This is a genomic window from Variovorax sp. RTB1 (assembly GCF_035018765.1).
Taxonomy (GTDB): Bacteria; Pseudomonadota; Gammaproteobacteria; order Burkholderiales; family Burkholderiaceae_C; genus Variovorax.
The window spans coordinates 1-13,734 of record NZ_JASJXG010000052.1 but is presented as its reverse complement, the minus strand read 5'-3'; the positions used below and the strand labels follow the sequence as shown (position 1 = coordinate 13,734).

Below are 13,734 nucleotides of genomic sequence, written 5' to 3'. Positions count from 1 at the left end.
ACCTTGATGACAAAAACGCGGACCACGGACATTGCGGTCATCGGTGCAGGCACCGCCGGCCTGTCCGCTTTCCACGAAATCAGCGCCAGCGGCGCGGATGTGCTGCTGATCGACCGGGGCCCGCTGGGCACCACCTGCGCCCGGGTCGGCTGCATGCCGTCCAAGGCCGCGCTCCACGCGGGCGAGCAATGGGCCACGTTGCGCCATCTGGACGGCAAGGCAGCACACGCCGGCACCGCGCAGAACCTTTGGCATGAGGCGCTTCAAATACGCGATCGGTTGGCACGCGGCGCTGCCGAGCGAACCGTCAAGGCGGCTGGTGATCGGCTTGTCATGGGGCAAGCGAAGTTTCTGGATTCAGTCACGCTGGCTGTGGACGGCGAGCGTGTCACGGCTCGTGCGTTTGTGGTGGCGACCGGATCACACCCTGTGGTGCCCGAAAGCCTTCAAGGCTTGGGCGACCGCCTGCTGACGACCGATTCGTTGTTCGAACTGGAAACATTGCCTCGCAGCATGGGCGTCCTGGGCATGGGCGCGATCGGTCTGGAAATGGGACTTGCCTTGTCGCGGCTGGGTGTACGGATCGTGGGTGGTGAATTGCAAAGCACGGTGGCGGGCATTGCCGATCCAGTCGTCCTGGCTCGGGCGCTGAAACGTTTTAGCGGCGAATTCACGCTCTGGCTCGGCCAACCTGTTGATGCGCAAATCGCGGATGGCGGTGGGGCGGTATGGATCAAGAGCGACGGCCGCGCCGACACGGTCGAAGTTGTCCTTGCTGCATTGGGTCGACGCCCCAATGTGGAGGCGCTCGATCTGAAAAATGCCGGCGTAGCGTTGGATGAGCACGGACAGCCCAAGCTGGATGCCACGACATTGCGCGCAGAAGGGCACGCCGCGCTGTATCTGGCCGGCGACGTCAGTCCCGACCGCCCGTTGATGCACGAAGCCGTGGACGAAGGCAAGATTGCGGCCCTCAGTGCATTGAGGTCCATCGATCGCCATCCGGCCGCTTCGCCATCCAGGCGAGTGTCGATGTCGATCGTGTTCAGCAACCCGGACGTCGCGTCCGTGGGCATGTCATTTGCCCGCTTGGACTTGGGTGCTGCAGTCATAGGAACGGCAGAGGGATCGGGCAACGGTCGCGCCCGCATCCTGCATGCAGAAGACAACCTGGTTCGCGTCTACGTGGAGAAGGCCACCCGCAAGCTTCTGGGCGCCAGTCTTGTGGCGACGCACGGTGAACACCTTGCGCACCAGCTGGCCTGGGCCATCCAGCGCGGCGACACTGTTGACGACCTGTTGGCATTGCCTTACTACCACCCGAGCATCGAAGAGATGTTGCAGACGGCCTTCAAAGATGCAGCGCACCAACTGACGTGACGCTTCTGTCCTCGCGGTGACCGTAAGACTAAAAAAATAAAGGATGGCGAACGATGACATCAAGAGACAAGCAAGCAATCCAAATGCTGCTGCATGCACCCACGGTCGGCGCGCTTTTGCGGGCTCGCAAAAATGCCGCGAACATTCTCAAGGATGACGTGACGGCGGAGGTCCGGATCGTGGTCAACGGGGATGCCGTATCGGCCTCACTGGATCAACCGGACTTGTCGGCAGATCCAATGACCTGGGTCTGTCCGAACACGTTGCGCAACCTTGCGCGCCAACCAGAAGCGTCAATGCATGTATTGCCGCACGCCGCTGCCATGGCGCTGGCAATGCTTCAACGGGAGGGCTGGATTTATGTACGCGCCTGACGGCGGAAGGTCGAGGTTTGCGCTGCGCGGCTCGTTGTCCTTTGTGGTGGGCATGTGGGTGAGCCTGGCCGCTCCATCTGCGCTGGCACAGCCTGACAGGATTGCCCAAGGCGAAAAAATTGCCACCGGAGGTACAACGCAAGGCGCCCCGGCCTGCGCTGGCTGCCATGGTGCCAAGGGAGAAGGCAACGCCGACTTCCCGAGGCTGGCCGGCGCTGGCCAAGCCTATCTCCAGGCCCAACTGGACGCATTCGCTTCCGGGGCACGCAAGAATTCAATCATGCAGCAGTTCGCGCAAAAGCTGACACCGGACGAACGCGCTGCGGTTGTGGCGTATTACAGCCAGTTGCCAGCACCCGGCACGGCAAAGCCAGCGGCACAGGTTGCGACACCGGCCGAGCTCGGTGCCTGGCTGGCCACGCGGGGCAGATGGACCGACCAGTTGCCGGCGTGTGCGCAATGCCATGGCGCAGACGGCGGTGGTGTTGGCAGTCAATTCCCGCCGCTCGCCGGCCTCTCGTCGAACTACATTCAAGAGCAGCTCAAGGCGTGGAAGACCGACTTCCGGCCTCCGGGTCCGTTGGGCCTGATGCCCGCCGTGGCAGCCAAGCTCTCCGATGCGGATGCCGCAGCCGTGGCGCAATACTACGCAGCGTTGTTGACGGCAATTCCGGCGCCTGCCCCTCAAGGCGCTGTGAACGCTGCACCAAAGAAGTGAGGCAAGTCATGACCACGACTCCGCGACCGCGCAAATGGCCAATCAACGGGCTCGGCCTTTTTGCCGGGGTGATGACGACGGCTGCGTTTGCTGTAGCCATCGGAGCGAACATCTTCTTCGAGCGTTCGCTCTCGACGAAGCCTGAAATGGCGGCCGCGCCCCCAAAAGCCTCACCGTTTGCGGCCGTTGCCACCAAAGCTGCATCTGACAAGCCAGCAGGCGGTGCAGTCACTGCAGCCGGAGCGGTCGCAACGGCGGGTACCGCCGAAACCAAGGCCGGTGCAGCCATGCTTGGCGCCAGTTTTGCGCCACCGCCGGAAAGTGCCATGCCGGATGGCGAATACGGCAAGATCATCCGTCTGGGCGAACAGGTGTTCACCAACACCGGTCAATACGCAGCCAAGTATGTCGGCAACAGTTTGAACTGTGCGAGTTGCCATCTGGACGCCGGCCGCAAGACGGATTCCGCACCGATGTGGGCCTCGTTCATTCACTACCCGGCCTTTCGCAGCAAGACGGGTCAAGTTGATACGCTGGCTGCGCGTATCCAGGGCTGCTTCGAATACAGCATGAATGGCAAGGCCCCGCCTCAGGACGACGACATCATGACGGCGTTGCAAACGTACGCATTCTGGCTTGCCAAGGGCGCCCCCGTGGGGACACCGGTGCCGGGCAGTGGGTATCCCAAACTCAAGAAGCCGGCGACGCCAGCAGACTACGTCCGCGGGGAGGCGGTGTACGCGCAAAACTGCGCGCTGTGCCATGGCTCCGATGGTCAGGGGCAGCGCAGCGGTGACCGCCAGGTGTTTCCGCCACTGTGGGGGCCTAAGTCTTTCAATTGGGGTGCTGGCATGCACCAGCTGGGCAACGCGTCGGGCTTCATCCAGGCCAACATGCCTTTAGGCAAAGGCGGCTCATTGAGCGAACAGGACGCGTGGGACGTGGCCATGTACATGAACAGCCACGAGCGGCCTCAGGATCCCCGGTTCGCCGGATCTGTCGAAGCGACCCGAAAAAAATACCACGACTCTGACGACTCCATGTATGGACGCACGGTCAATGGCAAGGTCCTTGGTGCGCAATGAGCGCCGCGCCGCAGTTGCATTAGATTCGTACGCAAAGGGTATGACAGGTCTTATTTGGTTTTATTTGGAGCACCCTAATGAGCATTGACTGGTCTGCGTTTACGCCCTGGCAGTCGCTTGCAGGAGGCGCGCTCATCGGCATGGGCGCCAGCGTGTTGATCCTCTTCAACGGGCGCATTGCGGGCATCAGCGGCATCCTGGGCGGATTGCTGAAAAGACCAACCAGGGACACGGGCTGGCGACTAGCTTTTCTACTAGGCCTTGCGATGGCGCCCATTGTCTACACGTGGTGGCGCCAACCCGTTGAACTTCGCATCGATGCCGGGCCCCTTGTGTTGATCGGTGCCGGTTTGCTTGTGGGCATTGGCACCCGCTATGGGTCAGGCTGCACCAGCGGTCACGGCGTGTGTGGCATCTCTCGCCTATCTTCACGATCGCTCGTCGCCACAGGAATCTTCATGTTTGCTGGAATGGCCACTGTGACGTTGCTGCGCCACCTTCTGCTGCGCTGATTGCCATGACCATCTTTACCGCCCTTGTCTCTGGCCTCCTGTTCGGCGTGGGACTGCTCGTGTCCGGCATGGCGAATCCCGCCAAAGTGCTCGGTTTTCTCGACGTTTTCGGGACGTGGGATCCTTCACTCGCCTTCGTGATGGCAGGCGCCATTGCGGTGGGCCTGGTGGCATTCGGCGTGGCACGACGCATGACGAGGTCGCTGTCCGGCGAACCCATGCGCTTGCCTGCAACGCAGTCCATTGACCGCCGTCTGATGGCCGGCGCGGTTGTGTTCGGAGTGGGCTGGGGTCTCGCCGGATTTTGTCCAGGCCCTGCGTTGGTGGCTTTGGCTGCCGGCTCGGGCAAAGCCTTGATCTTCGTATTGGCCATGGTGGCGGGCATGGTGCTGTACGAGTGGCTTGAAACGCGTCGGAAGAACCCAAGCGCAGGCGTGGCGACTTCGGTGGATGCGGTGGATGCGTGAGTGCCGCCAGGAAGAGGCATGAAGATGTCGCCGCGCACTCAGAAGACACCAGGGAGGAACCGTTTCGTACGGGATTTGTAGGCGGCGTACGCAGGATGCGACAGCTGCATCCAGTGCTCCTCCACGACCGCTTTGGCGAGCAGCACGCCGAACAGCGCGAACTCCAACGCCAGCGCCAAAATGAAAGCATTGCCCCGCGCAGCCAGCGCACAGCCCAATCCCACCAGCATCACGGCGCTGTACATCGGATGTCGGATCCATCGGTACGGTCCTGAGCAGATGAGCAGACCGCCTTGACGCGGTATGGGTCGGATGTTGAAGTTGCCAATCCTGTTGGCAGCCAGCGACCATGCGCCAAGGCCGCCGCCTGAAGCGAACGCAAGCCATGCCCCGTACCTTCCATCAGGCTGCATCAGCGAAGGAATGGCCGCAGCGACGAGCGCGGCAAGCAAGGCGAATTGCAGCGTTACCAGCGTGAGCGCCAGCGCCTTGGACGCCGGTTGGTCCGGGCGTTTCAAGGACCGTGTACCCGCGAAGCATCTTCAAGGATCTTGCCAACGGCGGTTCTCTGCGTGCACCCGTCAAGATCAACCCGCATAGAACGCTTTGCCCAGCAGGCCGGTGGCGACGACGACAAGCACCAACGCGAAGCCCTGTTGCACATGCCGGGCGGAGAGCCTGCTGGACGCAAGCCTGCCGAGCATCATTCCCGCAGCGGTCGCCAAAGAGAAGTACACGGTGACGGCCACTGGCACGTCCGTCCCGTGCAGCATGGATGTCGCTACGCCACCGATGCCAACCAGTGCGATGACCAGCAACGACGTGGCAACGATCCCATGCATCGAGACATCCGTAAATCTGCGCAGCAGCGGCACGATGACAAATCCGCCGCCGACACCAAGGAGCCCGGTCATGAAGCCTGTCAGCGCGCCGATGGCGGCCAGCAGCACAGCCGTGATCCAAGTCCATTCGAAGCGCCCGGTGGCCGGATTGATGCGGCCCAGACGGCCCGCCTCCAAGCCGCTTGCAGCATGCCTGGCTTGCAGGATCAATCGCGTCGCAACAATCAACATGACGCACGCAAAGAGGGCCAGCAAGACCCGCTGCGAAAGCATGTGCGCCGTGCGAATGCCAAAACCGGTCACGGGGATGCCGGCAACAGCCATCAGCAGCGCGGCCTTGTAGCGCACCAGCTTTTTGCGAAATCCCTCGGCAGCACCCAGTGCGGCGCCGCCTGCCACCGCAATCAGCGCCACAGGCGCTGCCTGTTGCATCGGCCAACCCATGCCCACGACCAGGGCAGGCACAGCGAGAATGCCGCCCCCTGCGCCGGTCAATCCAAGGATGGCGCCGACCAGGATACCGAGCAGGGCAGAGATCAGCATGGCACCGCTGCTTGGGTGATCATGGCCTCGTCGTGCCGTCCATTACGCCGCCACCGTTTCGGGCTTGGCCATCCATTCGCGGCCTTTGAGCATGGCCTCCCAGTAAAGCGCCGGGAGCACCTTCTCTTTCAGCATCCAGGCGGCCCGTGAAGGCCGCGTCCCGTCGATGAGCCAACTGGGAAAGGTCGGCGAGACTTTGCCGCCGTACAAGAATTCCGTCAACACGATTTTCCCGCGCTCGACCGTCAACGGGCACGATCCGTAACCGTCGTAGTGCGCGTCGCCCTTCAACTTGCCACGGGTAACCAGGATGTTATGCGCCACCACAGGAGCCTGTTTACGTGCTGCTGCCGCTGTCTTGGCATTGGAGGTGTTGCCTGCGTCGCCGAGCCCAAAAATGTTGGGCAAGGTCGTGTGGCGCATGGTTGCCGGGTCGACATCGACCCAGCCGGCCGCATCGGACAATGGGCTGACACGAATGAAGTCCGGCGAACGCTGGGGCGGAACCACGTGGATCATGTCGAAGTCACTGCTGACGGTTTCTTTTGCACCGCCGGGCACAGTCCGGCTGAAGGTCGCGCTGCGGCCGGGTCCATCGATGGCTGTCAGGGTGTGTGAAAAATTGAGTTCGATGTCATACCGCGCGATGTACTCCATGAGGGCGGGCACGTAGTCAGGCACTCCGAACAACACACCTCCGGCGTTGTAGAAGCCGACCTGAATGTCTTTCAGCACGCCCGAGCGAAGCCAATGATCACAGGAAAGGTACATCGCCTTTTGCGGTGCGCCAGCGCATTTGATCGGCATCGGCGGCTGGGTGAACAAGGCTCTGCCGCCTTTCATGCGCTGCGTGAGCTCCCAGGTGTATGGCGCCAGGTCGAATCGATAGTTGGACGTGACGCCATTGCGTCCCAGGGTCTCTGTCAACCCGGGAATGGCATCCCAGTCTAGCTTGAGACCCGGGCAGACCACCAGCTGTTCGTAGGTCACCACGCGACAACCTTCCAGAATGACAGCATTGCGTTCGGGCTCGAGCGCCACCACCGCTGCCTTGATCCATTGAACGCCGGATGGAATCAGGGAGGCCAGCGTGCGGGCCGTGGAGGCCGCCTCGAAAACGCCTGCTCCGACCATGGTCCAGCCGGGCTGGTAGTAGTGCACGTCGGCGGGATCGATGATGGAGATGTCGAGGTCCGGAGCCCGGGCAAGCAGACTGGCAGCGACCCCAATGCCTGCAGCGCCACCGCCGATGATCACCACCTGATGCGAGGAATCAGTGACTTCGACGGGCTTCTTGCCGCCATTGGAAATGCTGCGTACGGAATCTTTCAAATCAAAGCCCGCGGATTTTGCCGCTTCCAGAATTTGCGGAAGCGGTCGCACAGCGGCCTGCGACAACGCCCACAAGGTGGTGGAGCGCATGCCGCTGCTGCAATACGCCAGCGCGGGCTTTGGAAGTGTCTGCATCAGAACGCCGAAGGTTTGAGCGTCCTCGTCGCTGATCTTGCCCGAAACCACTGGCAGGTAGCGAAGCACGATGCCAAGTTCATCCGCCGCTTGCGCGATGGCGTCCGAGGGCGGCTGGTCCGGGCCTTCGCCATCCGGTCGATTGCAGATGATCGACTTGACCCCCATCGCTTGAATCGCGGGCAAATCACCGGGTTGAATTTGGGCGGTTACCGAAAGGTATGGGGTGAGGGGATGCGGTTCCATGGTTTGGTCTCCGGTTGCAATAAAGAGCTTCGCTGAGTGAAGAGATGCAGAGCGATGCAATCGCTCAAGCCGGGTCTGCTCAAAGCGTGTTCAGGGGAATCTTCAGGTAGCGAGTGCCATTGGCTTCGGGCTCAGGCAGATGGCCGGCGCGCATGTTGACCTGCACCGATGGGAGGATCAGCACCGGCATCCCCAACGTACGGTCTCTGGCCTGGCGCATTGCAACGAAGTCATCTTCACTGATGCCATCGCGTACATGGACGTTCGACTCACGCTGTTCGGCGACCGTACTGATGAATCGCACCTCACGACCACCCGGTTGATAGTCGTGGCACATGTGAAGCTTCGTTTGCGGCGGCAAACTCAAGACCTTTCGGATCGATCGATAGAGGGTCCGCGCGTCGCCGCCTGGGAAGTCGCAACGCGCCGAGCCGTAGTCCGGCATGAATAACGTATCGCCGACAAAAGCCGCCGTCTCCTGGCCATCGGTGACCACGTAGGTAAGGCAGGCAGGCGTGTGGCCGGGTGTGTGCATGACACGGGCCGACAAGTTGCCGATCTGGAAGGTCTCGCCGTCGGCGAACAGACGATCAAACTGACTCCCATCCCGTACGAAGTCGGTCCCTTCGGCAAAAAGCGATCCAAACACCTCCTGCACAGTGACGATGTATTCACCAATGCCAAGCTTGCCGCCCAGCTGTTGCATGAGGTAGGGCGCGGCTGACAAGTGGTCCGCATGGACGTGGGTTTCGAGCACCCATTCCACAGAGGCCTGCATCGCTCGAACGCGCTCGATCAGTCTGTCAGCGCTGGCCGTTCCAGTCCGGCCCGACTTTGGATCGTAGTCCAAGACGCTATCGATCAAGGCGCACCGCCGCGTGTCAAGGTCGAGGACGAGGTAGCTGACGGTGCCAGTAGCTTCCTCAAAAATGCCTTCGATGTGCATGTGTTTCGTGTTTGACATGGCATAACCATCCCAGGAATCATGCCAACAAAAACAGAAGCAGGCACTCAAGGCTAAGTCTTTGTTTTTGTTGATCTTTTGTGGATGGCTGAGTACCTATGGACTTTAAAGAGGTGTTGATCTCTGCCACGTTGGCAGCCAAAATGGCAGAACTCTGCCATGTGGCAGACAGAAGGGCCTCCATGAATCAACGTCCAGCGATTGCCATTGCCTTGGCTGGCACCGAGGCGCAACGGGAAGTGAATCTGTCCGATTCGGGCCCGCAGGTTCAAGCGCTGATTTCTTATCTTGAGCACGACCCGCAGCCGATGATTGTTCTGGACCCTCAGTACGGCATCCTTGCCGCCAATGAGGCCTACCGCCGTCAGTTCGGCGAACCGGGCAAGGCCTTCGTTGGTCACAAGTGCTACCGCGTTTCGCACCACTACGATGTGCCTTGCGATCAGGCCGGCGAGCATTGCCCGATGAAGAAGGCACTGGAAAGTAAAGGGCCGGACCGGGTGCTGCACATTCACCACACGCCGCGAGGCCCGGAGCACGTCGATGTCGAACTGAGACCGATTCTCGACGGGCGCAACGAGGTCGTGGCATACGTGGAGCGCTTGGTGACGGTGCGAAGCGCCTCCGCCCAACCCAGTGCCGATGGTCTGGTAGGGCGCTCCCCTGCATTCAACGAAGCCTTGTCGTCTCTTCAGCGCGTTGCACCATCAATGCTGCCGGTGCTGCTGCTCGGCGAATCGGGGACCGGCAAGGAACTGTTCGCGCGCGCAGTGCATGAAACCAGTGAGCGTGCACGGGGACCGTTCGTCGTCGTTGACTGTTCTGGTCTGACAGAAACGCTTTTTGAGAGCGAGTTGTTTGGTTATGAGAAAGGCGCATTCACTGGTGCCGCGAGCCGGAAGCCCGGCTTGGTGGAGACGGCGCAGGGGGGCACATTGTTCCTTGACGAAATTGGCGATGTGCCGCTCGCCATGCAGGTGAAGCTGCTGCGACTGATCGAAAGCGGGACTTACCGTCGGGTGGGTGGAGTGGAATCCCGACGCGCGGATTTCCGATTGGTTGCGGCCACCCACAAACCTCTCACGACCATGGTTGCCGACGGACGATTCAGACAGGACCTGTACTTTCGCATCAGCGCTTTCCCAGTTCGGTTGCCCGCTCTAAGGGACCGCCGCGAGGACATCCCGCTACTTGTCGATTCTTTTCTTCAGCGGTCGACCGGCGGAAATAGAGCCGTACCCGTGCTCGTTCAGCCCGAGGCAATGCGAGACCTCCAATCCAGGCAATGGCCAGGCAACGTCCGTGAACTTCGAAACGTCCTCGAACGAGCACGGCTCTTCGCCGATGACGGTGTGATTCGGGTGGAACACGTTGCGCCCTATGTGGAGCTTGTGCATAGCGATTCGGAAGGGTCGAATCAGGAGCTAGCTGCAAAGTCCAAAGGCAAAATCGACCTGCAGCAGATCGCCAAGTCCCACCTCGGCTCACGCCTCGAGCTTGCCAGGCATCTGGGAATCAGTGAGCGGACTTTGTACCGACGACTTAAGGACCTTCCTTCATGAGGTGAAGGTCCGGTATGGATCGTAAAGAAGACAAACACGGTGAGCATGGCGTAAGTCCGCATGCAGTCTGAAACGACCACTCGGCGTCTAGGTGCACGGACCCACTTCTGGCCCTATGAAAAATTACCCTGACACACACATTCAGGCCTCTGGAAATTCACCGTCCGACCAGTGCGCGAACACGTTTTTTGTCCGCGGTAGACCTTTCCCCCAATCCTCTGGCGGAGATCATCCGGCAGAATTTAGGCTCTCTTCCTGAACCGATGCTGATGAATACGCCTGACATCTGCGACCTGACCCTGGCCGAGCGAGCCGCACTGGAGTCGGCAATCTTGGAGCGCGGTCTGGACCCTGACGACTTCTTGGCAGAGTCTGTTCAATATCCGGCGCTTGATCACGGCCCAACTATCCGCCAAGTGGTGCTAGAGGTGGGAGATGTTTGCTCAACCCTATGGTCAGAGGCTACCTTGTCTAGGCTCGATCAGTTCCGATTGCATCTCCGTGCGGGCCTTTACGACCATGGAGGCGCAGCGCGCACCTCGTTAGGATGGGATCTCAGATTGCGGCTTAGCTTCGATGTACGCCTCGAGCAACTCAACGGCGCCACGAATGGATAGACCTTCTTTGGACGAACGCACGCATGTCCGTACTGCCCTGAATCGGCATGTTCGCGAGTGGCGCGCCGGACTAAACCCAGCCTGGCACACTGTCGTCGAGGAATGGGCCGACGCGCTTGTGGAGGACGCCCCACCACCGGACGGCGGCCCAGTAATCTTCCCGTCAGTTATAAATGCTGAGGCGCGACCGTCGCTGAGTAAACATCTTTTCAAGGCATTTGACGATCTCGCCCTGAGGGACGTGCGGGTAGTTTTTCTCGGCCAAGACCCGTATCCGGTCGAGGCGCGCGCTACTGGCGGATCATTCGAGCCAGGTGACGTCGAGTCATTTGACGACCCCAATGTGGCAACCAGCTTGCAACGTCTGCTCTACAGGATGATTGAAGCAGCATTGGCCATCGAAGCGCCCTCATTTCGGATTTGCGCATTTACTTGAGCAGAAAATCCGGAATAGCAAATGTTGGTTTCGGCTCTTCAGGCGGCTTGCTATTGCGCCTCGTCGTGATGGTGGTAACAGCACCTTGCTTCACATTGATCAGCAAGTCTTCCTCGTAGATACTTCTGAAATCCATGTGAACGTACTTCAGTCGCTCGCCCAACGGAGCGCGCAGCGTGCCGGTGTACCAGTCTGCGAACACCTTGCCCATCGCATTCGGAAAAACCGTCAATAGATCGCCGTGCGTCTCGTCCTGCAGCATCCCATGCAACTCGACAAGGTACAGCCGCCCGTCTTCAATCGCCCACGTGCCTTGATAGGCACGCGTGAGTGCCGTCATAAAGCATCGGAACGCAGGGGCGGGGGAGAGCGTCGAGAGATAGCTCGCAAGCGGCTCGGTGCACAAAGCGAGGGTGTGTCCTTCGTACTGAAGCCGTTCAGGAACTTGGGCGGTCATGGTCTTGTTCGATTTTTTGAGCTCGCGCCGAAATATCGGCGGCTGCACCTCGATGACTGAACAACAACGGCCGCTCAGGAAGGCAGGCAGGATAGTTTAGAGCCTAAAAATCGTGTTCACTATGCAGCCGGGTAGTGCGGCGTCGACCGGTTGCGCCAGGGCACGTCTGGAGCCTCGCTGAGGCATTGTCATCGTCATTCTGAGCAAGGTTCGAGGACCGTGCACGAAGGCTTCTAACCGAATGACATTGCCTGTATTGGCAACTGCCTAAAGGGTAGGCAGTGATAACTGTCATTATCGTTAGTGACCCTTCGGATACGTGCCGCAGCCGCAAAAAGCCGTTTGACCGCTGATAGCCTGTTTCCCGCGCCAATGTTCGCGGCACGACTGCTGTGCAGCGATTGAAGCCTGTCGTCGACAGCCTCTAAACTTCCGTGTTTGGCCGACGCCGGACATTCCGACGCGCCGCCAAAGTCCGGTCGGCGATAGCAGCCAGCTTTCTTGCAGAGGACTTTCCGTGCACCGATTTAGCGAACTTGTTGATAGCTGTGCAAAATTTTCTATCGCGACATTGAAGAGCGTGGACGAAAAAACCCTTGAAGCTCTCGAGGTTAGCGGAGCCACTGTCCACGTGAAGTCGCTCCAGATGGTCCAGCTTCAGAGAGCAATACTGGCAGTGGGAATGATTTCTCTCTTCGAGGCGAGCTTGCAGGATGTGTTCGGTTCCGAAGGATTCGAGGCAACGAGAAGGGTTTTGAGTGAGCAGGATGAACTCAAAGCGGCGGAACGGTTTGTCGACGTACACCTGGCCATAAACGTCCTCAAGCATGGCTACGGACGTAGCTACAAGGCGCTCGTTGGGAGAGCTGACTCGCTGCCGTTCAAAGTAAAGCGGAACGGCGAGGAGTTCTTCAATGAAGGCAACGTTACGGAAGTGAGAACACTCGTGGAGGTCGACGACGACTTCATACAACTATGCGCTGACGTCATTGCCGAAGTTTCTGGAGTTGTAGGCCGTGTCACCGGTGCATCAATATGACTACCAGACCGACTGGCGCCCAACGGCCAACACCGGTCGTACGCCGTATTTCTCAGAGGGTTCCTTTGATCATCGATAGCCGCGCTGCTTAAACCGGCTTGCGTCCACTCGGGTGCGCGATCTTTTTCCAGCCTGGATAATGAGACTCGCTCATGGCCGAATCCAAGGTGCGAATGCAGTCGGCGCCGACATTCTGGAAGGCACACATTCGGGGAAGTTTTGTCGTTACGGCACATCGGGAGCACCGGACTACATCGCCGACGGGGCAGCGATCAAGCGCATCTAGGACGGGACGAGAAAAAGGGGACGACGAAGGGCTCGCGGAGCCCCGTAAACCGCCCTAGGCGCGTTCGAACGGGTCAGGCAAGAAATAGGGTACGACAACGGAATTCCACCCCTTCCCGCGGGCGCCCGGTCTTCGGCCCGATTCGTCGCCGAAACTGCGTTGTCAGTCATCTTCCTCGTCTAGAAGATTGGAGAGCCGATTCGGAATCAAGATGCTTGCTCGGGCGATGGCATCGCCAAATGCATCATCCAGACGGTGGATTACGGCCGTCCAACTCGCCTTGCCGAACGACCAGTCGGCGATCTCACTACAGGGTCTGTACGGCAGCGGGAATCGAAGAAACTGCCGCAGCTCGTAATGACGCATCGCTTGATGACGATCCCACGGTATGTCGATGTCCACGTGCAGGCAGCGCAGGATCGACGCGCGGTACCGGGATAACGCGTCTGCGGGTCGGGCGGCTGTGCTGACCGTTGGATGCTGCCGGGGGTCGCCGCCCGCTAGACATAGCGTCACGATTTCCTTTTGCAGCGGCGTCAATTCCTCGATCTTGTGTGACCGTGGATGTTTCTGCAGCAAGGCTTCGTTCAGGCGAAACGCTTTGCTGACGGTGGCATCGAAGAGCGTCTTGTACAAGCCCTCCCACCGTGCACCGTGCCAAGCTGAATCGCCCCGGGATTCGTGGAGGCTGATTGGTTTAAGTCAGGCCGCCACCGTGGTGGCTTGACTGGCGAGTTGC

At 60.0% G+C, this 13,734-nt stretch carries 15 protein-coding genes and 1 pseudogene; 10 read left to right on the top strand and 6 right to left on the bottom strand.

Annotated elements, in window-relative coordinates:
• Positions 1 to 6: 6 nt before the first annotated feature.
• From QN397_RS22735 to QN397_RS22710, 6 genes are all read left to right on the top strand, one after another.
• Positions 7 to 1,380, top strand: a complete 1,374-nt coding sequence (locus tag QN397_RS22735) for a dihydrolipoyl dehydrogenase (RefSeq protein ID WP_323501968.1) — start codon at positions 7 to 9, stop codon at positions 1,378 to 1,380.
• A 53-nt stretch (positions 1,381 to 1,433) separates the two neighbouring features.
• A complete protein-coding gene (locus tag QN397_RS22730; protein WP_323501967.1) occupies positions 1,434 to 1,754 on the top strand; it encodes a hypothetical protein in 321 nt (106 codons plus the stop codon).
• On the top strand, positions 1,741 to 2,472 hold the full coding sequence (locus QN397_RS22725) for a c-type cytochrome (protein WP_323501966.1): 732 nt from the start codon (positions 1,741 to 1,743) through the stop codon (positions 2,470 to 2,472). The genes QN397_RS22730 and QN397_RS22725 overlap by 14 nt, the downstream gene beginning before the upstream one ends.
• Before the next feature lie 8 nt (positions 2,473 to 2,480).
• Positions 2,481 to 3,557, top strand: coding sequence for a c-type cytochrome (locus tag QN397_RS22720; protein ID WP_323501965.1), 1,077 nt, complete (start codon positions 2,481 to 2,483; stop codon positions 3,555 to 3,557).
• Between the two features lie 77 nt (positions 3,558 to 3,634).
• A complete protein-coding gene (locus tag QN397_RS22715) occupies positions 3,635 to 4,069 on the top strand; it encodes a YeeE/YedE family protein (RefSeq protein ID WP_323501964.1) in 435 nt (144 codons plus the stop codon).
• Between the two features lie 5 nt (positions 4,070 to 4,074).
• Entirely contained in the window at positions 4,075 to 4,536 is a 462-nt protein-coding gene (locus QN397_RS22710; protein ID WP_323501963.1) for a YeeE/YedE family protein, read from the top strand.
• Between the two features lie 38 nt (positions 4,537 to 4,574).
• Here QN397_RS22710 and QN397_RS22705 read toward each other — a convergent pair whose 3' ends face one another.
• The 4 genes from QN397_RS22705 to QN397_RS22690 form a co-directional block, all read right to left on the bottom strand.
• Positions 4,575 to 5,054 carry an isoprenylcysteine carboxylmethyltransferase family protein gene (locus tag QN397_RS22705; protein WP_323501962.1) on the bottom strand — a complete coding sequence of 160 codons (480 nt, stop codon included), beginning with the start codon at positions 5,052 to 5,054 and terminating at the stop codon, positions 4,575 to 4,577.
• Positions 5,055 to 5,123: 69 nt separating this feature from the next.
• Positions 5,124 to 5,921, bottom strand: a complete 798-nt coding sequence (locus tag QN397_RS22700; protein WP_323501961.1) for a sulfite exporter TauE/SafE family protein — start codon at positions 5,919 to 5,921, stop codon at positions 5,124 to 5,126.
• 42 nt (positions 5,922 to 5,963) lie between these two features.
• Entirely contained in the window at positions 5,964 to 7,634 is a 1,671-nt protein-coding gene (locus QN397_RS22695; RefSeq protein WP_323501960.1) for a TIGR01244 family sulfur transferase, read from the bottom strand.
• A 79-nt stretch (positions 7,635 to 7,713) separates the two neighbouring features.
• Positions 7,714 to 8,598, bottom strand: coding sequence for an MBL fold metallo-hydrolase (locus QN397_RS22690; protein ID WP_323501959.1), 885 nt, complete (start codon positions 8,596 to 8,598; stop codon positions 7,714 to 7,716).
• Positions 8,599 to 8,906: 308 nt separating this feature from the next.
• On the opposite strand from QN397_RS22690, the pseudogene QN397_RS22685 reads away from it, so the two are divergent.
• The 3 genes and pseudogenes from QN397_RS22685 to QN397_RS22680 all read left to right on the top strand — a co-directional run.
• A pseudogene (locus QN397_RS22685) lies at positions 8,907 to 9,963 on the top strand (sigma-54 interaction domain-containing protein); the annotation flags it as partial.
• Positions 9,951 to 10,160 (top strand): helix-turn-helix domain-containing protein, encoded by a 210-nt coding sequence (locus tag QN397_RS26795; protein WP_416352355.1) that lies wholly within the window; start codon positions 9,951 to 9,953, stop codon positions 10,158 to 10,160. The pseudogene QN397_RS22685 and the gene QN397_RS26795, both read left to right, overlap by 13 nt.
• 624 nt (positions 10,161 to 10,784) lie before the next feature.
• Positions 10,785 to 11,213: a hypothetical protein gene (locus QN397_RS22680; RefSeq protein ID WP_323501957.1), complete on the top strand. Its 429-nt coding sequence runs from the start codon at positions 10,785 to 10,787 to the stop codon at positions 11,211 to 11,213.
• On the opposite strand, the gene QN397_RS22675 is transcribed toward QN397_RS22680, so the two are convergent.
• On the bottom strand, positions 11,206 to 11,670 hold the full coding sequence (locus QN397_RS22675; RefSeq protein WP_323501956.1) for a hypothetical protein: 465 nt from the start codon (positions 11,668 to 11,670) through the stop codon (positions 11,206 to 11,208). The genes QN397_RS22680 and QN397_RS22675 overlap by 8 nt on opposite strands.
• A 517-nt stretch (positions 11,671 to 12,187) precedes the next feature.
• Here QN397_RS22675 and QN397_RS22670 point away from each other — a divergent pair.
• Positions 12,188 to 12,709 (top strand): hypothetical protein, encoded by a 522-nt coding sequence (locus tag QN397_RS22670; protein WP_323501955.1) that lies wholly within the window; start codon positions 12,188 to 12,190, stop codon positions 12,707 to 12,709.
• Positions 12,710 to 13,157: 448 nt separating this feature from the next.
• Here QN397_RS22670 and QN397_RS22665 read toward each other — a convergent pair whose 3' ends face one another.
• Positions 13,158 to 13,631 carry a hypothetical protein gene (locus QN397_RS22665; RefSeq protein ID WP_323501954.1) on the bottom strand — a complete coding sequence of 158 codons (474 nt, stop codon included), beginning with the start codon at positions 13,629 to 13,631 and terminating at the stop codon, positions 13,158 to 13,160.
• Positions 13,632 to 13,734 lie beyond the last annotated feature (103 nt).